At 56.7% G+C, this 23,126-nt stretch carries 21 protein-coding genes; 10 read left to right on the top strand and 11 right to left on the bottom strand.

Going from position 1 to position 23,126, the window contains the following annotated elements:
- Window positions 1–38 precede the first annotated feature (38 nt).
- The 8 genes from mreC to AC5S16_RS04935 all read left to right on the top strand — a co-directional run bounded on the left by mreC (window position 39) and on the right by AC5S16_RS04935 (window position 12,216).
- Window positions 39–1,922, top strand: a complete 1,884-nt coding sequence (mreC, locus tag AC5S16_RS04970; RefSeq protein ID WP_493928925.1) for a rod shape-determining protein MreC — start codon at window positions 39–41, stop codon at window positions 1,920–1,922.
- Window positions 1,919–2,443: a rod shape-determining protein MreD gene (mreD, locus tag AC5S16_RS04965; protein WP_493928924.1), complete on the top strand. Its 525-nt coding sequence runs from the start codon at window positions 1,919–1,921 to the stop codon at window positions 2,441–2,443. Before mreC ends, mreD begins: the two co-directional genes overlap by 4 nt.
- 211 nt (window positions 2,444–2,654) lie before the next feature.
- Window positions 2,655–3,878, top strand: a complete 1,224-nt coding sequence (locus AC5S16_RS04960) for a DUF2264 domain-containing protein (RefSeq protein ID WP_493928923.1) — start codon at window positions 2,655–2,657, stop codon at window positions 3,876–3,878.
- Window positions 3,879–4,022: 144 nt separating this feature from the next.
- Window positions 4,023–4,664 carry a class I SAM-dependent methyltransferase gene (locus AC5S16_RS04955; protein WP_493928922.1) on the top strand — a complete coding sequence of 214 codons (642 nt, stop codon included), beginning with the start codon at window positions 4,023–4,025 and terminating at the stop codon, window positions 4,662–4,664.
- Window positions 4,665–4,751: 87 nt separating this feature from the next.
- The gene (gene mrdA, locus AC5S16_RS04950; protein WP_493928921.1) at window positions 4,752–6,770 is read left to right on the top strand and encodes a penicillin-binding protein 2; all 2,019 of its coding nucleotides are present in this window, start codon (window positions 4,752–4,754) and stop codon (window positions 6,768–6,770) included.
- Window positions 6,770–7,870 (top strand): rod shape-determining protein RodA, encoded by a 1,101-nt coding sequence (gene rodA / locus AC5S16_RS04945; protein WP_493928920.1) that lies wholly within the window; start codon window positions 6,770–6,772, stop codon window positions 7,868–7,870. Before mrdA ends, rodA begins: the two co-directional genes overlap by 1 nt.
- 375 nt (window positions 7,871–8,245) lie before the next feature.
- Window positions 8,246–11,170 (top strand): Rne/Rng family ribonuclease, encoded by a 2,925-nt coding sequence (locus AC5S16_RS04940; RefSeq protein ID WP_493928919.1) that lies wholly within the window; start codon window positions 8,246–8,248, stop codon window positions 11,168–11,170.
- A gap of 176 nt (window positions 11,171–11,346) precedes the next feature.
- Complete coding sequence (locus AC5S16_RS04935) at window positions 11,347–12,216, top strand: hypothetical protein (RefSeq protein ID WP_493928918.1); 870 nt, start codon at window positions 11,347–11,349, stop codon at window positions 12,214–12,216.
- A gap of 58 nt (window positions 12,217–12,274) precedes the next feature.
- Here AC5S16_RS04935 and AC5S16_RS04930 read toward each other — a convergent pair whose 3' ends face one another.
- The 7 genes from AC5S16_RS04930 to AC5S16_RS04900 all read right to left on the bottom strand — a co-directional run bounded on the left by AC5S16_RS04930 (window position 12,275) and on the right by AC5S16_RS04900 (window position 17,850).
- Complete coding sequence (locus tag AC5S16_RS04930; protein ID WP_493928917.1) at window positions 12,275–12,655, bottom strand: hypothetical protein; 381 nt, start codon at window positions 12,653–12,655, stop codon at window positions 12,275–12,277.
- Entirely contained in the window at window positions 12,652–13,992 is a 1,341-nt protein-coding gene (locus AC5S16_RS04925) for an aminopeptidase P N-terminal domain-containing protein (RefSeq protein ID WP_493928916.1), read from the bottom strand. The genes AC5S16_RS04930 and AC5S16_RS04925 overlap by 4 nt, the downstream gene beginning before the upstream one ends.
- Entirely contained in the window at window positions 13,989–14,456 is a 468-nt protein-coding gene (locus AC5S16_RS04920) for a DinB family protein (RefSeq protein ID WP_493928915.1), read from the bottom strand. The genes AC5S16_RS04925 and AC5S16_RS04920 overlap by 4 nt, the downstream gene beginning before the upstream one ends.
- A 2-nt stretch (window positions 14,457–14,458) precedes the next feature.
- Window positions 14,459–16,096, bottom strand: a complete 1,638-nt coding sequence (locus AC5S16_RS04915) for a cellulose synthase family protein (protein WP_493928914.1) — start codon at window positions 16,094–16,096, stop codon at window positions 14,459–14,461.
- Window positions 16,097–16,180: 84 nt separating this feature from the next.
- Window positions 16,181–16,609 carry a hypothetical protein gene (locus AC5S16_RS04910; protein ID WP_493928913.1) on the bottom strand — a complete coding sequence of 143 codons (429 nt, stop codon included), beginning with the start codon at window positions 16,607–16,609 and terminating at the stop codon, window positions 16,181–16,183.
- On the bottom strand, window positions 16,602–16,988 hold the full coding sequence (locus tag AC5S16_RS04905; RefSeq protein ID WP_493928912.1) for an AbrB/MazE/SpoVT family DNA-binding domain-containing protein: 387 nt from the start codon (window positions 16,986–16,988) through the stop codon (window positions 16,602–16,604). Before AC5S16_RS04905 ends, AC5S16_RS04910 begins: the two co-directional genes overlap by 8 nt.
- A gap of 40 nt (window positions 16,989–17,028) precedes the next feature.
- A complete protein-coding gene (locus AC5S16_RS04900) occupies window positions 17,029–17,850 on the bottom strand; it encodes a radical SAM protein (RefSeq protein WP_493928911.1) in 822 nt (273 codons plus the stop codon).
- 223 nt (window positions 17,851–18,073) lie between these two features.
- Between AC5S16_RS04900 and AC5S16_RS04895 the strand changes: the two genes are divergently transcribed.
- Complete coding sequence (locus AC5S16_RS04895; protein WP_493928910.1) at window positions 18,074–19,288, top strand: DUF481 domain-containing protein; 1,215 nt, start codon at window positions 18,074–18,076, stop codon at window positions 19,286–19,288.
- Window positions 19,289–19,332: 44 nt separating this feature from the next.
- Here the strand turns inward: AC5S16_RS04895 and AC5S16_RS04890 are convergent, their stop codons facing one another.
- The 3 genes from AC5S16_RS04890 to AC5S16_RS04880 form a co-directional block, all read right to left on the bottom strand.
- The gene (locus tag AC5S16_RS04890; RefSeq protein ID WP_493928909.1) at window positions 19,333–19,464 is read right to left on the bottom strand and encodes a hypothetical protein; all 132 of its coding nucleotides are present in this window, start codon (window positions 19,462–19,464) and stop codon (window positions 19,333–19,335) included.
- 214 nt (window positions 19,465–19,678) lie between these two features.
- Window positions 19,679–19,909, bottom strand: a complete 231-nt coding sequence (locus AC5S16_RS04885; protein ID WP_493928908.1) for a ribbon-helix-helix protein, CopG family — start codon at window positions 19,907–19,909, stop codon at window positions 19,679–19,681.
- Window positions 19,910–19,924: 15 nt separating this feature from the next.
- A complete protein-coding gene (locus AC5S16_RS04880; protein ID WP_493928907.1) occupies window positions 19,925–20,500 on the bottom strand; it encodes a c-type cytochrome in 576 nt (191 codons plus the stop codon).
- Between the two features lie 260 nt (window positions 20,501–20,760).
- Between AC5S16_RS04880 and AC5S16_RS04875 the strand changes: the two genes are divergently transcribed.
- Window positions 20,761–21,531: an outer membrane protein gene (locus tag AC5S16_RS04875; protein WP_493928906.1), complete on the top strand. Its 771-nt coding sequence runs from the start codon at window positions 20,761–20,763 to the stop codon at window positions 21,529–21,531.
- Between the two features lie 60 nt (window positions 21,532–21,591).
- Here the strand turns inward: AC5S16_RS04875 and AC5S16_RS04870 are convergent, their stop codons facing one another.
- Entirely contained in the window at window positions 21,592–23,016 is a 1,425-nt protein-coding gene (locus AC5S16_RS04870; RefSeq protein WP_493928905.1) for an aspartate ammonia-lyase, read from the bottom strand.
- Window positions 23,017–23,126 lie beyond the last annotated feature (110 nt).

Genomic DNA, 23,126 nt, shown 5'->3' with positions numbered 1-23,126 from the left:
ACAATATTAAGGATCAGGCACTGTAAATCGTCAGAATCATGGAATCTTTCTTCAGCCGTTATAAGAATGCCCTGGTCCTGATCGTAGTGCTGCTGGTGCAGGTGATCGGGGTGGCTGTGCAGGTGCGGCGTCCTCTGCCCAAGGAGCACGCGCAGCCTGATGCGGGCGGTGTGCGCCTGATCCGGTACTGGGCGATCAGCCTGGTTTCGCCGCCGGAGCGGTTGCTCCATTGGGTCGGCAGCGGAATCCTCGGCGTCTGGGAAAATTACATCGACCTCATCCATGTCCGGCAGGAAAATAAAGACCTGCAGGCAGAGTTGAAGCGTCTGCGCATCGAGCAGGGCGGAGTGGCCGAAGATGCGCGCCAGGGCCAGCGGCTCCAGCAACTGCTCGCATTCAAGGAAAAGTACATCTACAAGACACTGCCGGCGCAGATTATCGGCACATCTGGGGTGGATCAGTCCCGCATCCTATACATCGATAAGGGCGCCAAAGACGGACTTGCCGTCGATATGCCGGTGATTACGCCGGACGGTATAGTCGGGCGGGTGCGCGAGGTGTTCCCGCATACCAGCCAGGTGCTTGAGATCAACGACTCGACCAGCGGAGCAGGCGTCATCCTTGCCGATACGCGCATCCGCGGCGTGCTGCGCGGCAACACGCTAGGCCAGCCGCAGGTGGTGGGCGTGATGCCGGATGACCGCATCAAGCCCGGGGAGCGCGTGCTTACGAGCGGCGGCGACCAGATCTATCCGCGCGGGCTGGCCGTGGGCGTGGTCGACCGCGTGGTCGTCGATCCGGAGCGCGATCCGCTGGTGGATGTGGTGATTCGTCCGGCAGCCAACCTGGCGCGCCTGGAAGAGGTTCTGGTGGTGACGGATACGGGTCCTACCATTACTCCGAAACAAAAGCTTGATTTGATTCAGAGCCAGGCGATTGCTGATGTGGAACAGCTGAACGCCTCGGAGATTCTGGCGGAGCGGCTGCCGACCCGCATCGATCCGGATAATCCGAAGAGCGAGCAGGCTGCTAGCGGCAGCGCTTCCGAGGCAGATGGCGGTATTGCGCGGCCTCTGCAACCACCGGTAGCCCTGCATCCGGATCATTATTCTCCCAACACGACTCCCGCGGCCACGAGCCTGACTCCTGGAGCGAGGTCAGTGCCGCAGCTCCAGGGCTCAGGTGATAAGGCCAGCGCGCCTAAGCCACATACCGTTACGCCGCCCAGCAATGGGGATTCGACTGAAACCGCTGCCGCGGCTGCAGCTGCGGTGGCAGCGGCAAAAAAGAAGGCAGCAGAGCTGGTTCCTGATGACGGCAGCCGTCCGCCGCCGACGATGAAGACGAACCCTGCGCCTTCGGAGACGCCGGATGGCAACGGAGCGACTCGTGCTCCGGCAACTACGGAGCGTGCCCCTGTAGTTTTGCAGGATGGCGCGACGAAACCTCCCAGCCGTCCTTCGACAGACAATGCTGCGAAGCCGGCGAGCAGGCCTTCTATCGACAATGCGGATAATCTGGCGGGGCGGCCGGCTCATACTGCAACGAGTTCGCAGACTCCGGCCAGTCAGACTCAGCAGCAGACGCCAGCCAGTCCGGCTGTGCCCAGGACCACGATTGTTACCGATGGTCCGATGCGTGCTGTGAAGAAGCCAGTAACGCCTCCGTCTTCTCCATCTACCGCAGCTCCGACTGGACAAAGAGTTTCGACGCCTCCAGGTCAGGCAGGGCAGAAGCCTCCGGCGTCTACGACAGCTCCGGCTGGACAGAAACCTCCGACGGCTGCTCCGCAGCGCAAGGGGCCGGAACTGGTTCCCGATGACGGCAGCCGCCCGCCAACAACGATGAAGCCCAAACCGAAGCCGCAGCCTACCCCGCCTGCCCAGCAGCCGGCCCAGCCGCAGGGGAATCCACAGCGATGAGCATGATCGGCACGGCGGCACGCCGGGATTCTGAAATACAATCGCACCCTCTTTGGGTGATGTTCCTGGCGCCGCTGCTGGCGCTGGGGCTGCAGTCATTTGTCTCGCTGCACTTCCACCGCTTCGATATTCTCGACCTGCCGCTGCTGGTGACGATTTACTTTGCCATCTCGCACCGGCATCCGGTTGCCGGGACGATCACGGGCGCGCTCATCGGTATTGTGCAGGATGCACTGACGCGCCAGCCGCTGGGGATTTTCGGCATCTGCAAGTCGATCATCGGGTATCTTGCGGCCTCGCTGGGCGTGCGCATTGACACGGAAAACCACAGCACGCGCGTGATTCTGACCTTCTGCTTTGTGATGCTGCACAGCGGCATGTACTGGCTGCTGGTGCGGCGTCTGCTGGCTCAGCCTGTGGTGTGGGGCTGGCTGCACGAGCTGGTGCGCGCGGCCATTAATTCGCTGGTGGCGGTGGCGTTGTTTGTGCTGCTGGACCGGACGCGGCAGCGGGAATATTGAACCACAGGGCGCAGCGCTCAGGGCTCAGGAAATACACTTTACTCTCTTTATATTTGCGGTGACCATGCATCCTGCGAACCTCCCACCCTGACTGCGTCAGGATGGGGCACCCATGTGTGGATCGGATCGCAGCGGCAATCTCTCTTTCCGGTATAGATGAGGTTTTTCAGACCGCTCCATCCTCTTGTCTTGATTACACTCAGGTCTCAGGATGGACAGACTCTTGTTTCTGTTGCGGCAGGTCAGTGTTTTTATCGTTTGCTTTTCATACCTGATTGGGGCAAAGGCACAGACAGCAGGCGCAGATGATCGTGCATATTCTATTGCAGTGATGCAGCGTCTTGCCGATCCTGTGCTTACGGCTTTGAGCGAGAACCGGCTGAAACAGGCGATGCCGGTCGAAGGACCTCCGGGGCGCGCTGAGTATACGCATCTCGAAGCGCTGGGCAGGCTGCTGGCAGGGATGGCTCCTTGGCTGGAGCTTGGGCCGGACGGCACTCAGGAAGGCAGGCTGCGGCAGAAATATATTCAGCTCGCGGTCAAGGGAATTTCACATGCTGTCGATCCGAAATCGCCCGACTACATGAATTTCGACAAGGGCTCGCAGCCGCTGGTTGACACTGCATTTCTGGCGCTGGCTCTGCTGCGCGCGCCCAAGCAGCTGTGGGGGAACCTGTCCGAAACAGACCGGGCAAATGTGATTGCGGCCTTCAAGGCATCGCGGGTGATTCGTCCGGGTGAAAACAACTGGCTGCTCTTCAGCGCGACGATCGAGGCGGCATTGTGGGAATTCACCGGCGAATGCAACACCGGACCGATCGAAACCGCCGTCAACAAGCACATGGAGTGGTACAAGGGCGACGGTGTTTATGGCGACGGCGCGCATTTCCACTGGGATTACTACAACAGCTATGTCATCCATCCCATGCTGCTGGAAGTGCTAGCAATTTGCCGGGAGAAGCAGCATCCGCTGGGAAAGCTCTATGACGAGGAGCTGGAGCGGGCGAGGCGTTATGCGGTGATTCAGGAGAGGCTGATTGCTCCGGACGGGACGTTTCCTGTGCTGGGACGGTCGAGCGCATACCGGTTTGGCGCGTTTCAGGTACTTTCACAGATGGCCCTGATGCACCAGCTTCCCGAACCGCTCGATCCGGGCGCGGTACGCTCGGCGCTGACAGCGGTGGTGCACCGGATGATTGAAGCTCCGGGGACGTTTGATTCGCATGGCTGGCTGCAGATTGGGTCAGTGGGGCATCAGGCGCGGATTGGCGAGGGATATATCTCTACCGGGAGCCTTTATCTCTGCGCGGTAGGGCTGCTGCACCTGGGGCTGCCGCCGGGTGATCCTTTCTGGACGGCCCCGGCGAAGGCGTGGACACAGAAGCGGATATGGGCCGGGGAGGATGTGGTGGCGGATCATGCCATTCCTAATTGAGGACTGGCTGAAATGCTCTCTGATCGTTGGAACAGACCGATCGGCCCAGGACATGACTCGAAACTAAAAGCTCGAAAACAATCCAGAAATAATAAATAATTACGAATGAGATCGCGGAACCCGATCCTTTGGGCGGCAAAGAGTGTGCAGAAGAAAGGCCTGATTCAGACCGCTCAGATCGCTCTCAACGTTATCATTGACCTGCATTTTGACTGGATGCACGGAACCGATACCGCCAGATTTATGAGGCGGGAAGATTTTGGTGTCGACGCCGCCCATCTGCACTATTCGGCCAATTATCGGGTGACAAAAGCCAGACCCTTGTTGAAGCTTTTCAGAGAGCTTGACCTCTCCCGAGACTGCACGTTTGTGGATGTCGGAGCTGGAAAAGGCCGAGTGCCAATTATCGCGTCGCAGTATGGTTTTCGCCGGGCGGTCGGTATTGAGTTCTCCGGCAAACTTTGCCAGACCGCACGGAAAAACGTCGATATTTTTTCACAGAAAGGGAAGATCCTTTCAGGGGCTGTAGAAATCATCGAAGCCGATGCGACTAGTTACAGGTTCAGCCCGGATGAAAGCGTGCTTTTCCTCTTCAATCCCTTTGATCGGCCGGTAATGGTCGACTTTCTGGCCAACCTGCGCCGCTCGCTGCAAGAACATCCACGCAAGCTCTGGCTCATTTACAGTACTCCCTTGCACAAGGACGTATTTGCTGGCTGCGAACTGTTTTCGTCTGAGGCTTCCTACAAATTCGGAGGCATTCAGTTTCAGGTCTACCAGAACTAGATCCCAATACGGAATTCTGCATTCAATCAGTAACGTCTTTGATGAGCGCATAGCGGGCATTTGCGGGTATCCTAAAAGCAGCCTGTGATGCGGGCTGCGAAGTCACTGACCATGCTCATCCGGGAAGAGAAGCTCCCATCCTTTAAACTGACGGTCGTCCAGTACGTCATCGTGGGCGTTTTTCTGGTTTTGATCTTCGGGCTTTGGCGGCTGCAGGTGGTAGGCGCGGAAAACTATCATGCGCTAGCCCAGGCTAACCGCATCCGCAAGGTTCCTATTCTCGCGCCGCGCGGCAAGCTCTTCGACCGCGAAGGGCGGCTGCTGGTCGACAACTATCCTTCTGTTTCCTGCTTTCTGGTGCGTGAGCAGGGCCATGACTACATGGCCGATCTGCCGATCATTGCGCGCGGTCTGCACATGACGGTCGACCAGATCGACGCGATTCTGAAGAAGTATCAGACTGCGCCCAAGTACCAGCCTCTGCCGCTCAAGCAGGACATCACTCCCGATGAGGAGGAGTTTCTGGAAGCCCACCGCGACGAGTTTCCTGAGTTGGAAACGGTCGAGGTGCAGCGGCGTTTGTATCCCAAAGATGGATTTGCGGCGCACCTGATCGGGTATGTGGGCGAGGTCAGCGAAGACATGCTGAACAATGACCCGAAGTATGCCTACTATGAACCGGGCGACGTGGTGGGCAGGTCGGGCATAGAGCAGTCGTATGACGCGGTTCTGCGCGGGCAGGATGGTTCGCGCGATGTGATTGTCGACAGCCACGGACGTGAAGTGGGCAAGCTGGGCACCGAGCATCCTGTTCCGGGCAAGAGCCTGAAGCTGACGATTGACATTGATATCCAGCGTGCAGCGGAGAATGCGCTGCAGGGCCACAACGGTTCGATTATCGCTATGGATCCGCACACGGGCGAGATTCTAGCAATGGTGAGCCGGCCGGTCTTCGATCCCAATGCTTTTGCTGTTCGCATCGGGCGCGATGAGTGGAACAAGCTGATTACCGATCCTGAGCATCCGCTGCTGAACAAAGCGATTCAGGCGCAGCTTGCTCCCGGATCGACCTTCAAGATCATCATGGCGGCGGCCGGTCTTGAAGAGGGCGTGGCTCAGGACATGAAGGTGCATTGCTCGGGCGGCGCAAGCTTTTATGGCCGCTACTTCAAGTGCTGGGTCCACAGTGGACATGGAGATGTGAACATCACGCGGGCTATTTACCAGTCCTGTGACGTTTTCTTCTACACGCTGGCCGAAAAGCTGGGCATCAGCCGGATCGCGAAGTGGGCGCACGCCTTCGGGCTGGGGCAGAAGACAGGTGTAGACCTGCCCAGTGAAGTTGCGGGCACGATGCCATCAGAAGAATGGAAGATGAAAAACTTCCATCAGAAGTGGTTTGCGGGCGAGACAATCTCGGTTGGTATCGGGCAGGGAGCAGTGGCAGCGACGCCAATCCAAATGGCGCGTGCTATCGGCGGCATCGCTTCGGGTGGTGTTTTGAAACGCCCGCATATTGTGTTTCCAGATGAGCTTTCGCCGGACTATCGCAAGGCCATGTACGAGAGTTTTCCCGGGACCGGAGAGCAGCGGGTTTCGATAGATCCTGCAAGCTGGCAGACGATTACCGACGCCATGACGCAGGTGATGGCGCCGGGCGGCACGGACTCGAGCGCGCACCTCGAAGGCATTGATTTTGCCGGTAAGACAGGCAGCGCGCAGACGATGAGTAATCAGCTGGCAGCCAGAATGGGACACGCGCATTCGATGAACGACAATGCCTGGTTTGTCGGGTTCGCGCCACGGCGCAATCCGGACATTGTGGTCTGCACGTTATTTGAAGGCGGCGAACATGGAACGCTTGCCGGACGCCTGGCGGCGCAAGTGATTTCCGCTTATGTAACCAAGCAGCGGCGGCTGAACAACAACCTGATTGCGAAGAGCCCGGCGACGGTGGATGTGGGCGCGCTGTGGACGAATCCTGGCGAAGAGAACAACTTGGGCGGCAAGCCTGTGCTCCCGGACAACCATAATCCAGACGCCATGTGGGGCGGCCATTTTTATCTGAATGTGCCGGCGACGGTGGCTGCGGCGAAGGTGCCTTAATGCGGCGTTTTCTTTCCTTTCAGGATTTCGACTGGACCCTGCTGGGGTTCGTGATGATCCTTTCGATCATCAGCATTCTCGAAATCTACAGCGCTACGATGCATACAAAGTTTGTGGGCTTCCACAAGATGCAGATTCTGTGGCTGATGGGCGGGCTGGTGGCGATGTTTATCGTCTCGCTGATCGATTATCATCGGTTGCTCGATTTCATCCACTGGATTTACGGCTTCTGCATTGTTGCCCTGATTGCCGTGCTTGCCGTGGGAACGAGGGTGAATGGCGGCAAGCGCTGGATCAAGCTTCCCGGGGGAGCGCACTTCCAGCCATCGGAGTGGGTCAAGCTGGTGCTGATTGTCGCTGTGGCGCGATATTTCGCCAATCTGGTAGGCAGGGAACTGACCTGGCAGGACATCTTCAAGGCCATGGCGCTGGTGGGCGTGCCGATGCTGCTGGTTCTGAAGCAGCCTGATCTGGGGACGGCGCTGACGTATTCGCCGGTGCTGCTGCTGGGGCTGTTTCTGGGCGGCATTGACTGGAAGAAGGGGGGAATCATTCTGCTGGTCGGCCTGCTGGCGGTGGGCGTGGTGTGGAAGAGCGGCAAGCTATTGAAGCCCTACCAGAAGGCCCGCCTGACGAGCTTTATGAACCCGGATGACGATCCGCGGGGTACGGGCTACCAGATTCGCCAGTCACTGATTGCCGTGGGCGATGGCGGTGTGACTGGCCGGGGGGCGGCAAAGGGCACACAGACGCAGGGCGACTTTCTGCCGATTCCGTATACCGACTTTATTTTCGCCGCATACAGTGAGGAACATGGGTTTATCGGCGCGGTGATCGTCTTGCTGCTATACTTTTTAATATTGATGCGTTTGATTCAAAACGCTCAAACAGCCGCCGACCTGCCGGGAACGTTCATTGTGATGGGCGTGGTGGCCGTACTGATCTTTCAGATCGCGGTCAATATCGGCATGGTGATCGGGCTGATGCCAGTTACCGGAATTCCTTTACCGTTAATGAGTTACGGGGGATCGTCGGTGCTGTTCACGTTTCTGGCTCTGGGCATGGTGATGAATGTGCGAATGAGCCGCTTCGTGAACTGAAGGCATAAAAGGTTTATTTTCAGTGACTCTCGCCAGTTTGCGGGAGCCAGTAAAGGAAGTTCAGGAAGTTTAACTATTAACCGGCCGAGGCGGATCGCCGGGCCGGTCAGGACCAAGGAATGAGCGCGCTGAGACGGGTAACGGCCCCGCCGGTTGAGTTGGCTGAAGCGGTCACAAAATCTCTGCGCCCAGATTGCCTTCCCGAAACAATCCATCCCTTTCACAAGTCGCCTCCTGGAGACGGGCCGCGGCAACATGAATTCCGGTGGAGTATGGCCATCTCATTGTCATCTCTGGTCTCGTCCGGTTTTCCGGTGTAATCTGCCTCGACCAATTGCCCTAGGGCCGTAAGAGCCGGCGGGCAAGAGAGGCAGCATGGCAAAAGAAATTTGCATTTCCAGCACGCCGCATGAGACGCGGCTTGCGATTTTAGAAGATGATCAGCTCGCAGAGATTTACTACGAGCGCGAAAACGAATACACCCTAGCTGGTTCGATCTACAAAGGACGCGTGACGCGGGTCCTGCCCGGCATGCAGTCGGCATTTGTGGACCTCGGACTCGAACGTGACGCATTTCTCTACGTCACGGATTTTCTTGAAGAGCAGGAAGACTCAGCTGACTTTGAGGGCATCGGCGGGCCGCCGCAGCGGGCGCCTCAGTCTCGCGAGGCCGGTCCTGGCACAGTGAGCACGAACGAAGCGGAGGAAACCGAAGAGTCGCATAACGGCGAACATTCTCCAGAAGGCACCCGCCGCTGGAGAGGCCGCCGCGGACGGCGTGGTCGCGACAACAACCGCTATCCTCATGCCCACGAAGGCAACGGGCACATCGAATCACAGGAAGCCGTAGAGGAAAGCATCTCGGCTGAACCGACTCCGCTACCAGAGCACGGAGCACCAGGCGGCATTTCCACTTCGCATTCGCCGATTCTTCTGCCGGGCGAGTCGCTGTCGAAGTACGGCGGCAAGCCGGCGGCCAGCGAAACGACGGCGCATGCTGCGCCCAAGCCGATGGTTTCCACATCGAAGCCTTCCACTCTGATCGAAGGGCCGATTGCATGGGACGGCAACTCGCTGTTGCCGGGTGAGTCGCGCGCGTGGCGCCCTGCTCATCACGAGGTTGAGGCATCGGTGCCGGCGGGTGAGGCTGCTGCGATTGTTCCGGAGATTCCTGCAATAGAAGAAGCCGAGACGACGAAGGTTTTCCCTGAGGCAGTTACTCCCGAGGCGCCGGAAGCTGTTACACCTGAAGTGCAGGAACCTGCAATCGAAGTTTCATCAGAGCCAGAGGCTTCCCAGGAATCAGCGCCTGCCAAGCATCACGCGCCCGTCGAGGTTGTAGAGGAAGTCCGCGAGTATGAGCCGGAGCATGCTTCGGCATCACATCGTGTTGATCCAGTTGCTCCGAGCGAGTTTCGTGTCTCCAGCGTTTTAGAAGAATCCGAGACCGCGCAGCATTCCGAAGAAGTGGAGCAGGAAGAGCATACGGCTCCCGTCGAGGCGCATGTGCATTTTGTGCCTGACACAGTTACAGAAGAAGTCGCGGCTGAGCCGGTACAGGCCGAGCCTTCATACTCAGTTGAATTTCAGGAAGAGGATGAAGCGCAGGCTCCGGAGCACGGTGCGGCTGTAACGGAGGAAGAAAATTCTCTTCACAGCCATGACTTCGCACCCGGCGCGGGGCTGGTCGAAGAAGAAGTTATCGATGAAGAAGAGTATGACTTCGAGCCGATCCATGCGCATGCCGATGAGCATGACCTCGAAGAGCTGGAAGAAGAGACGCTGAACCACCAGGAGATCAACGGCACCGACCTGGGAGCGATGGTGCGCGATTTGCACATCAATCAGCGCGTGCACTTCGGCCCTGAGGGTGCGCTTGCCGAGGAGACGGAAGAGGAAGAGGATTCCGATGAGGACGTCGAGGAAGAAGAGGACGAGGATGTCGAGGAAGAGGAAGGCACGGCTGACGCGGAGACCCGCGTAGCGACAGAGGGCCGTCCGCAGGAGCAGCGTGAGCGCCGTCGCGGACGTGGACGCCATAACCGCCGCCGTCAGGGTGGTGGAGGCATGCGGCGCGCTACTGCGCAGGTGACCAACATGCCGGCGATCACCGAGCTGCTCAAGCCTGGACAGGAAATTCTCGTTCAGATTGCCAAGGAGCCAATCGCAAAGAAGGGCGCGCGCATCACCAGCCACATTGCGCTGCCCGGACGCTTCCTGGTCTTTATGCCGACAGTCAATCATGTCGGCGTCTCGCGGAAGATTGCTTCCGACGATGAGCGCTATCGCCTGAAGCGCATTCTGATCAGCGAGAAGGGAACGGCTTCCGGCGGATTCATCGTCCGCACTGCAGCCGAAGGCGCGAGCGAAGACGAGCTGCGCGCTGATCTGCGCTTCCTCATCAACCTGTGGAATGACATCAAGCAGCGTTCCGATGACGCGAAGGCCCCGGCGCTGATCTATCACGACCTGAACCTGGTGGAGCGCGTGCTGCGCGACCAGGTGAGCAACAACTTCTCGACCATCTGGGCCGACAGTGAGAGCGAGTACGAGCGCATCGTGCGCTTCCTGAACCGCTTCCAGCCATCGCTGGTGCGGCGTGTGAAGCTCTACACCAAGGAGACGCCGCTCTTCGAGCAGTTCGGCATTCAGGACGAAATTACCAAAGCGCTGCGCTCGAAGGTGTGGCTCAAGTCCGGCGGCTCGATCGTCATCAACCAGACGGAAGCGCTGGTTGCGATCGATATCAACACCGGCAAGTATGTCGGCAAGACGGCGCGGCTTGAAGACACGATTCTCAAGACGAACCTCGATGCGATTCCGGAGATCGTGCGGCAGATTCGCCTGCGCGACCTGGGCGGCATCATCGTGATCGACTTTATCGACATGGATGAGCGCAAGAACCGCCACAAGGTGATGCAGGCGCTTGAAGAGGAGCTGAAGAACGACCGTGCTCCTTCAAAGGTGCTGCAGTTTAACGACTTTGGACTGGTTGCGATTACGCGCAAGCGCGTGAAGCAATCGCTTGAGCGGACGCTGAGCGTACCCTGCTCCATCTGCACCGGCACCGGTATGGTGAAGAGCCCGATGACGGTGTGCAACGAAATCTACATCGAGATGCGCAAGATGCAGAAGCACCTGGAGCGCAACGATGTGCTGCTGCGCGTGAATCCGGAAGTGGTAAAGACGCTCAAGGCCAGCAATGCCCGCTGGCTGAATGAAATGGAAGAGATGACGGGCAAGACGATCATCGTCAAGAGCGATCCGACACTGCATCCGGAGCAATTCGATATTCACTGATATTTTGTGCTTAGCGGCATTCTTACCCCCTGATTTCGGCATGGAGGCAGGGGGTAATTAGTTAGTAACGGGATAAATATATTGCCCTGCGAATCAAAAGCATGGGAACGGTGTTAATGAAAGTGCAGGAGGCCATCCCACGAGCCTCCGCCAATTCAATTTAAGAGGGCACTTTTATGGTGGTCGGTTCGAGTCCTTTGCGCAAGTCATTCCTTCGTATTGCCATTGCGTTTTCAGTTGTCGCACTGGCTTCGCTTCCACTTTCTGTCCGGGCACAAGATACCAGTCACAGTTTTTCCAATGCTTCTTCGTCGTCTTCGGACAACACGGCTCTTCTGAACGGAGAAGATATCGACGGCGCATCGCCCGCGGCGGCGCCCAATCCTTCACCCAGTCCACAATATGGGCAGACGCGCAGCACCTATCCCACATACCAGAGCAAGTGGAGTCACCTTGCTTTTGTAGGCGGCGGTGGATTCACGGCTCCGGTAGGCAACACTACGCATGGCTGGGAGACCTACGGATACAACCTGAGGCTCGGCGCGGGATGGAACTTTACGAAACATTTCGGCACCTTGCTGGAGTACAACTTCAACCGCGATAAAATCCCTGGAAGCACGCTGACACAGCTTGCCATCGATAGTGGATCGTCTACGCCTTTTGGTGGCAACGTGAATATATGGTCGTTCACTATCGAGCCGATCTACTATCTCCCTGTATCAGCTAATGCAGGTGCCTATGTGACCGGCGGTGGCGGCTTTTACCGCAAGGTTACGAACTTCACCGCGCCGGTGTTGGGAATCAACTGCTATTACTTCTGCTATGAAGGCTACTTTCCGACAACCATCGCTCACTCCTCGAGCAACCAGGGCGGCCTGAATATCGGAGTTGGGTTCTACTGGAAAGCCTTCGGAGAAGACAGCAACGCAAAACTGTTTACTGAGGTCCGATATACCTGGGTGGATTCTCCGGTCGCCAGCAACCAAGACCCATATGGCTCAGGAACCTCAAGCTTGATTCCTGTGACTTTTGGTATTCGCTTTTAGGAAGCGGAGAATTGAAGAAAAATTGTAAAGGGCGGACAGAGTTCCGCCCTTTATTTTTTTACCAATGAACTCCGAGCTGCCGCAGGCGCAGCAGTCCTCCACATAAAACCGCGAGCGGGGGAATCGCTGTGATGACGAGCAGATAGTAGACGGGCTGCCTGCTCTTCATCTGCACGGCTGAGAATCCGCTGAAGAACAGAACTACGAATGCCAGCATGAGGGCGTGCACCAGCGGATTGCCCTGGGCGAAACGCGCAGCGACGTAGCCGCCGAGCAGGGAGGTCACCAGCCCTATGCCGACGTTCACGGCCATTATGAGCGGATCAAGCGGCCCATCTTCTTCGAAGCGCTTCAGAAATGCGGCGGCAATTCCGGACAGGCCGATGATGGTGATGAATCCGGCGAGAATGGCCAGGAAAGATTGCGCGATGGGCTTCATTTTTCGCGCATCGTTGCTTCTACCTCGGCGGCTTCCTTAGGCAGCGCGCAGCTGAGGCATTCAAGCTTGCCATCTGGATTGGCGTAGAAGGTGTCTTCGATTCTCACGCCGATTTTTTCCTCAGGAATATAGATGCCCGGCTCGATGGTGAAGACTGTGCCTTTCTGGATGGGCTGCGAGTAATCGTATGGATCATGCACGTCGATGCCGACGGAGTGGCCGATTCCGTGAATGAAGTATTTGCCCAGCAGCTCGCCGTGCAGGTCTTTGCCGTGGGCATTCATATAGTTCCAGGCAATGGTGTCGAGTGAGTCAGCGTACTTGTGCTGCGGATCGTTCAAGTGTGATTTGCCGGCGACGAAGCCTTCCATTGCTGCTTTCTGCGCTCCGAGGACGATGTCATAAATCTCGCGCTGGCGGGCAGTGAAGTGTCCGCTGACGGGAACGGTGCGCGTGATGTCGGATGCATACATCGAATACTCACCGGCTGCATCGACGACGACCACATCGCCGTCTTTCATGATCTGACTGTTTTCAGAGTAATGCAGCTCCGTCGATTTTTCTCCTGAACCGACGATGGACGGGTAGGATGGACGCTCGCAGCCGTTCTCCATCAGCTTTTCAGTGATGATGCCGGAGACGGTGCGCTCCTTCTGGCCGGGATGCACGGACTTCATCATGGCAAGCTGCGCGGCAACGGAAGCATCGGCGGCCTTGTGCAGCAAAGCCAACTCGCCTGCATCTTTGGTGGAGCGCAGTTGCAATGCCAGCGTGTGCACGTCAGAGAAATGCGGTGCACTGTCCATGCCGAGCGTGGTCGCAGTCCAGGCAAGAAGCGATTTGGCCTGGTCCATGTCCGGTTGTGACCAGATGCGGTAAAGGGCTGTGCGATTCTCTGTTGCAACCTGGTTGAGAGTGACAGCGAGATCGCTCATGGATTTAACTTCATCAACGCCTGCGATCTGCGGCGCATTCGGTGTAGCCGCGTCGAGCTTCACTCCGGTGTAGAGTTCCATGCGCAGATTGCGCGTGGGCAGGAACAGAATTTCGCGGTAGGGACGTGCTGGGTGCGATCCCTGGGCTTCGACTGGAGATTCAATGAGCAGCGCGGCGCCGGGTTCGTTCCATCCGGTGAAGTAGTAGAAGTCCTCATCCTGGCGGTATTCCATATATTCGAGCGGCGGTTCATTGGCGGCGAAGAGGACGGCGATGCCGCCATTCAGCTTGCCGGCAAGAGCAACGCGGCGCGCGTGGTAGTCGGAAGCGGGCTGGCGGTCGAGAGCAGAAACAGCAAGAGGAAATAAAACACAAAGCGCAATGATGCATCGTAATTTCACGTACTTCTCCTGTGTATGAGTTTCAGGATTGAGTATAGGTGGTGACCTTCGTGGACGAGAAAGAAATCCAGCCACTTAGTTAAAGTCAAGTCTCCCATCGATGAATGAGTTCCGATACGGAGAAATTGATCAGGATGAAGTGTTTGAAGCAGAGCGATGAAGGTGGAGCGTTGTTCTGTCCATCGTGCTGCGATTTCCTTCAGGGGCAACCGGCTCCATTCCGGCCAGTGTTCATCCTTTTCTGCGACATACGAAGGAAGCGCTGGCTTCTCTTCATCAAGGATTCTGTGGATGCGATCGAGAAAAATCCCCTGGTGACGTGCCAGATGCGCAAAGTGTTCGCGCGCGCTCCATTTGCCGGGAATGCCGTTCTCGAAACTTGTCTCTGGTGCGGAATTCAGTGCGCGTTCGAGTAATTCACGCTGTTGTTGAAAGTGCTCGATCTGAGAGCGTGCATCGGACATAACTAAATACCGACAGGGTACGGCTTGGGTGAGGATTCTTCAAAGTTCGCGCCAGAACGCCAGCGCTCGAAGCGTCCCTGCAGCAGGGAGAGCAATCCGGTATACCAGTAGCCTACGACGAAGAGCAGCAGGAAGGGCACGGTGAAGTAGTTCTCATTGCTGATGGCGTACCAGATGGTAAGAGCGAAGTAGCAGCCGATGAGCAGTTCAAGCCAGGGAACGATGCCGAGGCGTTTGCGATATTTGGCGGCCTTTGATTTCTCTCCGCGCTTTTCTACGCGATACTTCGGCGTGCGCTTGAAGGAGCTCTTGATACCGAAGAGCGCTTCGAGCACGGCCCGGGTATTGGTGACGGTCAATCCGATACCGAGCGACATCAGGAAAGGCAGGTAGAGAAATGTCCGGTACCAGGTGCGCGGATAGAGTTCCTTCTGCGAGACCAGATAGAACGATGAGATGGAGAAGGTCGACGCCATGAACAAAGGGACATCGATGAAGAGCATCTGTAGCCATCCCTGATAGAAGCGGATGATCATGGCCGGCATCAGCAGCGTGGAGAGGATGACCATCAGCGGATAGCTGATGTTTGCGGTGAGGTGATACCAGGCCTCGGTCTTGACGTGGAACGGGGCGTCGCTCTTCAAAATTCTGGGCAGGATCTTTTTCGATGTCTGGATGAGGCCCTTGGCCCATCGTGCCTGCTGCGTTTTGAAAGCAGTCATCTCAATGGGCACTTCTGCCGGGCATTCCACGTCCTGGAGATATCTGAAGCGCCAGCCCTTGAGCTGTGCTCTGTAGCTCAGGTCTGTGTCTTCGGTGAGAGTGTCGTGCTGCCAGCCGCCTGCTTCGTCAATCGCGTTGCGGCGCCACATGCCGGCCGTGCCGTTGAAGTTGAAGAAGACCTGGGCGCGTGAGCGTCCGCCGTGCTCGAGCACAAAGTGGCCATCGAGCAGGATGGCTTCTACCTGCGTGAGAAAGCTGTAGTCGCGGTTGAGATGCGTCCAGCGCGTCTGCACCATGCCCACGTCCGGTTCGGCGAAGTGATGGACGACCCGCATCAACCAGTCGCGCGGCGGGACGAAGTCGGCGTCGAAGATGGCGACGAGTTCTCCACTTGCGGTCTTCAGGCCATGATCGAGGGCGCCGGCTTTGAATCCGTAACGGTCTTCGCGATGGATGTAGACGATAGGATTGCCTGCGGCGCGATACTGCTCGACGAGATTTCGAGCCACTTCTTTGGTCTCGTCGGTCGAGTCGTCGAGCACCTGGATTTCAAGCAGCTCACGCGGATAGTCAAGGTTGCAGCAGGCATCGATCAGGCGGTCAATGACGAATTGCTCGTTGAAAATCGGAAGCTGGACGGTGACGCGCGGAAGCTGCGTGAAATGCTTCGGAGGCTCTTTAGCGGCATTTTTGCGATGCTTGTAATAGAGATAGACCAGCTGATAACGATGCAGCCCATAGAACGCCAGGATCACCATCACGACGAAATAGGGAATGAGCAGTGCGGTGTCAAAGAGGTTCCAACGGTAGAGATGCTGGAAGGGATTGGTGCCGTAGTGTGAGCGCAGGTAGTGCGAGAGGCTGTGCTGGTTCACCTGCGCCAGCAATGCTATGCAGCTATGGACTGGATAGAGCATCGGGATGTGAGATGCAACCTGGATAAACAGCGCATAGCCTCCGCGCGAATGGCCAAACGTTATTGTACGGGACGGGAGTAGAAATCAAGTTCTTTTTGCCAGCATTGCAAGCAGTATTGAAGGTCTCAAGACAGTGAGTATGCCGAGATGTGTCGTTATCGGGCGGTCCATGAACGCTGAGAAGTGCGCCGTATCGCCTGTAACCAGATAGTGAGCCCCTGAACGGATTGCACTGGCCATGATTATTGGCTGGTCTTTCCGAGGCAACCTGATGTGGGCAGGAAGAGAATCTCCCGGCATATCTGAAACCATGAATGTTCTTTCTAGCAATTGTTCCAGGCGCCCCATCTGTTCGACGCTCTTGCAATTCCGCTTTGCTTCGTTTGCAGCATAGAACGAGGTCATAGAAATTACGCCAAGGGTGTTCCAGAACTGGAGAAAAGGGTGATTGATCTGGTAAGAGGCCGAAAAGGGAATGTTGGCGTCGATGAAGACGTAAATCTGGTCAGGCATGACGTCTTTTACGGGGTGGTTCGGCTTTAGCCAGTTTCTTTTGAAGCCCGGCCATCATTGCATCAAATTCCTTGTTCGTTGGGAGTAATTCACGACGGGCATTCTTCGTGTTGGGGATTTTCCTCGGGTTGAGACCCATTTCGCGTATGGCCTCGCAGGCATCGTCGTAGTTCTCCTGAGTCACCGCATTGTTCAGCAGAAACTCGGCTTTGCGCTCTGGGGTGTAGATTTCCACTGGCACTGCAATGGCAGGGCGAAGGAGGATGCCATCTTCGCGTTCTTCGGTCACGAGCAGGTCGCCTTCTTTGAGCCCGAAGCGCTGACGCAGCTTTACCGGGACAACGATGGTCCCGCGTTTTCCCATGCGGCTGGTTTCCATGGCAGAATCTCCGATATTCAGAATATCAGAATGTCAGGAGCTAATTCAGGAACATGGTCCTGTAGAGCAGGTCGCGCTCGGCAGGTCTATAGCCTGCATCGCGAATGATGCGGCGGAGATCTTCTTCTGCAGCATTGTTTCGGACGGAACCCGTATCGTTAGCGCCGAAGCGCAGGCCCATTTGCAATACCTTCAGTCCCTGGGAGACAGGGCTGGCCTGGATGTTCTCGATGCTGTCGAGATAGAGGCGTGAGATGGCGAGCATCTTCAGGTACTCGACGCCGGTGGGGGCGTCCAGTTCTCGCTCAGGTGTATGGCTTACGGGAGTGAAGGCGATGAGTCCCCGGGTCTCTTCCTGTAATTGGCGAATCTGGTCGAGCACATCCAGACGCTCGTCGAAGTTCTCGCCAGCGCCAAAGATCACAGAAACAGACGTCCGCATACCGACTTGATGCGCAGTGCGATGCACCGTCGGCCATTCATCAGGAGAAGACACTGCGAAGACATTGCCGCCTGTTGCGATGGAGTCGAGACCGGCATCGTGCAGGCGCATCAGCGTCTCGTGCAGGCTGACATTGCTTCGCTTTGCGAGGGTGAGAAGTTCGGAACCAGTAAAGCCGTGCAACGGTGTCTGTGGAAATTGCTGCCGGAGGCTGCTCAGCGACTGCTCAAACCATTCGATCGAGCGCTCTTCATTGGGCTGCAGTTGTATCCCGGAATCAGAAGGTGCACCATGGTCAACGACATAGGTGACCACGCCCTCGGGGTGCATCTTATTTCGTGCTGCATTGGCTTCCATGCCGAGACCGATGAGGTCGTCGGAAAGGAAGAAATCGAGGGCTTGCTGGCGTGTGATCGACATGAATTTATTTTAAAGGCAGGGTTTCGCGTTCAAAGCAGTATCGAAATTGTCACGGGTTTTCTTCCTGATTGTGAAGATTCTAAAGGGCTGAAAGCAGTATCATGGCTCTTGACTTACTTTTAATTCCGTTTGCTGCTTTTCCTGTGTGCGCATCAGAAAGACCTATAGGGTTCGGGCCCCTGATTGAAGCCGCAAAAATCTTTTTAGGAGTAGACGCTTTTCTATGCTGACTCTCATTCCCCGTGTGAGCCGCCCATTTTTTCTGCTTGCTGCCGCAGCGGCGCTTTTCGTTTCCACAGCAAACCTGTTTGCCGCTGACGACCAGCCTAAGCCTCAACCCGACGTGATCATCTTCACGAACGGTGATCAGCTTACGGGAAAATTCGTGCGATCGATCGGCGATACGGTCACGTTCCACAGCGATGTTGTAGGCGATGTGAACATTGGCTGGGACAAGGTGAAGGAACTGCACACTGCGCAGAAGCTGGCTGTCCTTCAAAAAGGCGTTAAGATCAAAGACGGTCATGTTCCACCGGATTTCCCCATCGGGACGGTCTCCGTATCTGACCAGCAGATTGCGATGCAGTCGGCTACGGCAACCATTCCTGCAATTCCCGTGAAGAATGCGCAGGTTGTGGTGGATGAAACCACTTTTGACAAGCAGCTGCGCGGTCACCCGGGCTTTTTCCAGGGATGGAACGGCGGTGCAACAGCCGGAGCCACGATCGTTTCAGCAACACAGAACCAGTACACCTTTACCGGCGCCGTGAACCTTATGCGCGTGGTGCCGACGGTGAGCTGGCTTGATCCGCGCAACCGCACGACGATCGATTATATGCAGTCCTACGGAAAGATCACGCAGCCTGCCTATACTGATCCGACAACGGGTGCTGTTGTCCCGGCAACCTTCACGAAGAGCTCGATCCTGCATGCAGATGCGGAACGCGACGAGTACTTTTCGCCGCGCGTATATGCGCTTGGCATGGTTGCTTTCGACACCAACTACAGCCAGAGCCTCGGCCTGCAGCAGATTTATGGCGGCGGTCTTGGCTGGACAGCATTCAAAGACGCCAAGCAGGAGCTCGACTTGAAGGGAACTGTCCAGTATGAGCGACAGGCATTCTTCAACGTCATTCCGCCGGCGCAATCAGAAATAAACCTGATCGGTTCTACGATTGGAGCCAACTACAACCGAAAGCTGCCCAAAGGGCTGGTCTTCAATCAGCAGCTGCTGTATATCCCTGCATGGAACCAGCTCCATGACTACTCGGTCACGGAGACGGATTCGCTTGTCTTCCCGACTTACAAGAACCTGAGCTTCACAGTCGGGTCGGTGGATTCGTATCTGAATGATCCGCCGGCCACGGTGCCGCCGACAAAGCGTAACTCGTTCACGTTCACTATGGGCGTGACTTACGCGATCAAGTCGTCGTATTGAGTTAAAAGCGAGGCACGGTTTGTTTGCGTGCCTCGCTTTCATTTTTAGCCCAGGTCGAGGGCCGTTCTCAGTGAGCGGTTCAGTTCTGCGAGTTTGGCGCTGGAAAGAGAACCGACATATTGGGTGAGATCGGATTTATGGATGCTCACGAGATTGTCACATGATCCAGCTTTCATGCTTCAATCCTTCATCAAGGGCCGACAGCAATTTGCGTTGAAAGACCTTCACCAGCAGTGAAAACGGGGGCGCAAATCACGGTTGAAAAACGGGAATCAACTAGGATTTGACGGCTAACGATAACGAAAGCTCTAAATTGCTTTGAGTCTCCGCCTGGCCGAAACACCCGATACAGCTCTCCGCGCTTCATCGCTGGCTCCCGACGCCTTTCTATTAGTCAAAAGCTTGATATCCCAGGACTTCGGCGACTTCCTGATTTAAACGATCGCTGGCAGCGTTGATGCGGCGAAGATCACGCGTATGCTGCTGTCGACGGGCCCTCTGACGGAAATAATCGCGGAGCACCTCTTCAATGAAGGCCGATCGTGAAACTCTTGTGCCAGCCATGCGGTCGATCTTTACCAGCACATCCTGAGATAGTGTGATGGATGTCTTCTCCTTCATACCACCAAGATACTACTATTTCGCATCCGGCAAGGCGCCTGCGGACGGCGCTATCTGTGGGTCGAGATCCAGAGGCTGTTTCAGCAGGTTGAAGACGCTTGCAGGAAGGGTCTGGTTGGCGTTCGCCAGCAGGATCGTGACCTGCCACATCTGCGTGTCATTCAGTACCTGATCGAAGGACGGCATTCCGGTAAGGCGAATGCCGTTTTTCATCTTCCAAAAGGTTTCTCCCGGCGGATCATCGCTGACGCCCACGATTCCGTTACCATGAGGCTGCCACAGGTGCGGAGCCTTGGGGTACATATGCTCGGCAAAATCCGTGGGGTGGCCATAGAGGCCATGGCATACAGCGCAGTGCTGCCGGTAGATATGCGCACCAATGAGAAGGTTTGTTTCACTTGGAGAGATAGGCGCGCTTTTCGGCATTTCCTTGTCAATGCGAGCGTGCAGCGGAGCTCGTACAAACTGGCGCTCCATGGGGAAGGGCGGGTCTGCGACGGCAACTGGGGGATGGCCTGTGCGGAAATACAGAAAGACAGTGACTGGTATCACGGCGAGCCCGAGAATAAGGCCGATGATGAATCCTTTCATGCAGTTGTTTTCCTGAAGAAGATGATGGTTTTTCAAAATCCAGGTGCCCCAACAGGAAAACAGGCATAAGGTCCGCAGGGCAAGTGATTTCTTGATGTAAGAGATGTCATGCGGTAGAAAGCGGATGCCGGAAGCCCCGCAAATCCGTCTAAGGCACTAGAATAAAAAGAGCTTTGGCCTTACAAACCGGTACTGTCTTTATGACCAGGCACGGTGGCCTAGACTTTTTGTTTTCGCCGGCAGTGGAGGCACTCAGGTTCATGTTTCAATCCAACCGTTTTTATCCGGTTCTGGCATTCACACTCGTAACTTTGGCGGCGCTTCAAACGCACGCGCAACAAATCACCGATCAACAGCAGACGACGCAACAGACTGCTCCCCAACAAACTGCGCCTCCACCACAGCCGCAGCAGAATACGCAGGAGCGCGCCCAGGTGCTGCGCCAGGCGCAGGAGCGAGTGAAGGCGCGCCGCCGGCTGCGCGACCAGCAGACGATTCAGGATACCTACACGCACAAATACGAGGCTTATTTCGGCGGGGATTATCTGCGCTTCCGTCCCGGGGACAACCTGCAGCACATCAATGAGTCCGGCTGGCATGCTGGCATTACCGATTATGCTTTCGGCAAGATCGGGATTACGGCCGATGGCCGCGGCTATTACGGCACAGCCTACACGGGCCGGAACCCGTACAGTGTGTACCAGCCGAGCATCAGCCAATACACTTTCATGGCCGGCCCGACAGTCCGCTTTTTTGAAGGACTGCATTGGGGATGGACGGCGCATGTCCTGGCTGGTGTGGGGCACGGCAATTTCGGGACCGGCACAGGCGGACTGCCTCCGGAGTTGATCGGCCTCTATAAAGACGGGAATTCTTTCAATCTGACGGTCGGCGCTTCGGTGGACTACAACCTGAGCCCTGGGCTGGCTATCCGTCTTACTCCGAACTACCTGATGAGTAGATATGGCGGTACCACGCAGAACAATCGCGGATTTACTGCGGGGGTTGTATATCGCTTTGGACGGCAGTAAGCGGCCGTTGTGAGTGTTCCGAAAAAGCCATGCATTGCGCATGGCTTTTCTATTCGCAGGTCACGCGTTGTCCCGCTTCTTCGCCGCTTCAAGCGGAGGCTGCGGCTCGGTCATGCGCGCAGGGTCCAGGATTTCGGCGATCTCCGCTTCGCTCAGCAGCTGCCTTGAGCGGGCAATCTCGATGATCGACTTTCCGGAGGCAATCGATTCTTTTACGATCTCGGCGGCCTTGGCATAGCCAATATAAGGATTGAGCGCGGTGGCCAGCGAGACGGTGCTTTGCGCGTAGAAGTTGTTGCGCTCGACGTTGGCGGTGATTCCGGCGACGCAGCGATCGTTGAATTGACGCAGCATGTTGGCGAGGATCGTAGTGCTCTGCAGAACGTTATAGGCCATCGTCGGCATCATCACGTTCAGCTCGAGCTGACCAGCCTGCACGGCGTAGGCTACAGCCGCATCGTTTCCGATGACCTGAAAGCTCACCATCGCAGCGAGCTCCGGCATGACCGGATTGATCTTTCCCGGCATGATCGATGAGCCGGGCTGCAGGCTGGGCAGATGGATTTCGTTGAAGCCTGTATTGGGGCCGGATGACATGAGGCGCAGGTCGTTCGAGATGCGGATGACTTCAAGCGCAATGGCCCGCAGCACCGCGCTGACTTCGCCCATCGAGGCATTCGACTGCATGGCCCAGCGCATGTCTTCGGCCGGGATTAATTTTTGTCCGGAGATGCGGGCGAGGCTTGCGATGGCCCTGGCGCGATAGTCGGGATGCGTGTTGATGCCCGTGCCTACGGCACTGCCGCCCAGCCCCAGCTCGCGGAGGGAACCGGCAGCCTGTTCGAGGGCCTTCTTTCCTTTCGCAATCGCGATTCCGTATGCGGCGAACTCCTGTCCCAGACGGATGGGCACAGCATCCTGCATATGGGTGCGCCCGGACTTCATGATCCCGTCAAACTCTTTTGCCTTTGCTGCGAAAGAAGCGACGAGCGCATCGAGCACGGGATACAGTGTTTCCAGATTCAGCAGCGTGGCCACGCGCATTCCGGTGGGGAAGACGTCGTTGGTCGATTGGCCATAGTTAACGTGGTCGTTGGGATGAACCACGGCATATTCGCCCAGCTTGCCACCGAGGATTTCGTTGGCGCGGTTGGCGATGACCTCATTGGTGTTCATGTGGAAGCTGACGCCTGCTCCGGCCTGGAAGACATCGACCACGAATTCATCGTTCCACTTGCTGTCGATGACTTCCTGAGTGGCCTGGATGATGGCGTCTGCGCGCTTTGCATCGAGCAAGCCGAGATCTTTATTGGCTTCAGCCGCCGCGCATTTCACCATGCCGAAGGCGCGGATCAATGCGGGATGCGCATGCATGCCGGAGATAGGGTAGTTCTCAACGGCGCGTGCGGTTTGCGCTCCGTAATAGGCGCGCTCGGGGACTTCGACTTGTCCGAGGGAATCTTTTTCTTTGCGTGTGCCGGGCATCTCTGAGTATTAGATGCCCGACGTAAAAGACGGGCAAGAGATATCCACGTCTGACTGATTGGAAAAATCTACCGCCAAGGCGCTAAAAACGCCAAGATACGCGAGAGAAA

It is taken from the genome of Acidobacterium sp. FHG110202_01, from assembly GCF_059115305.1.
This window is presented reverse-complemented; position numbering and strand designations above follow the sequence as displayed.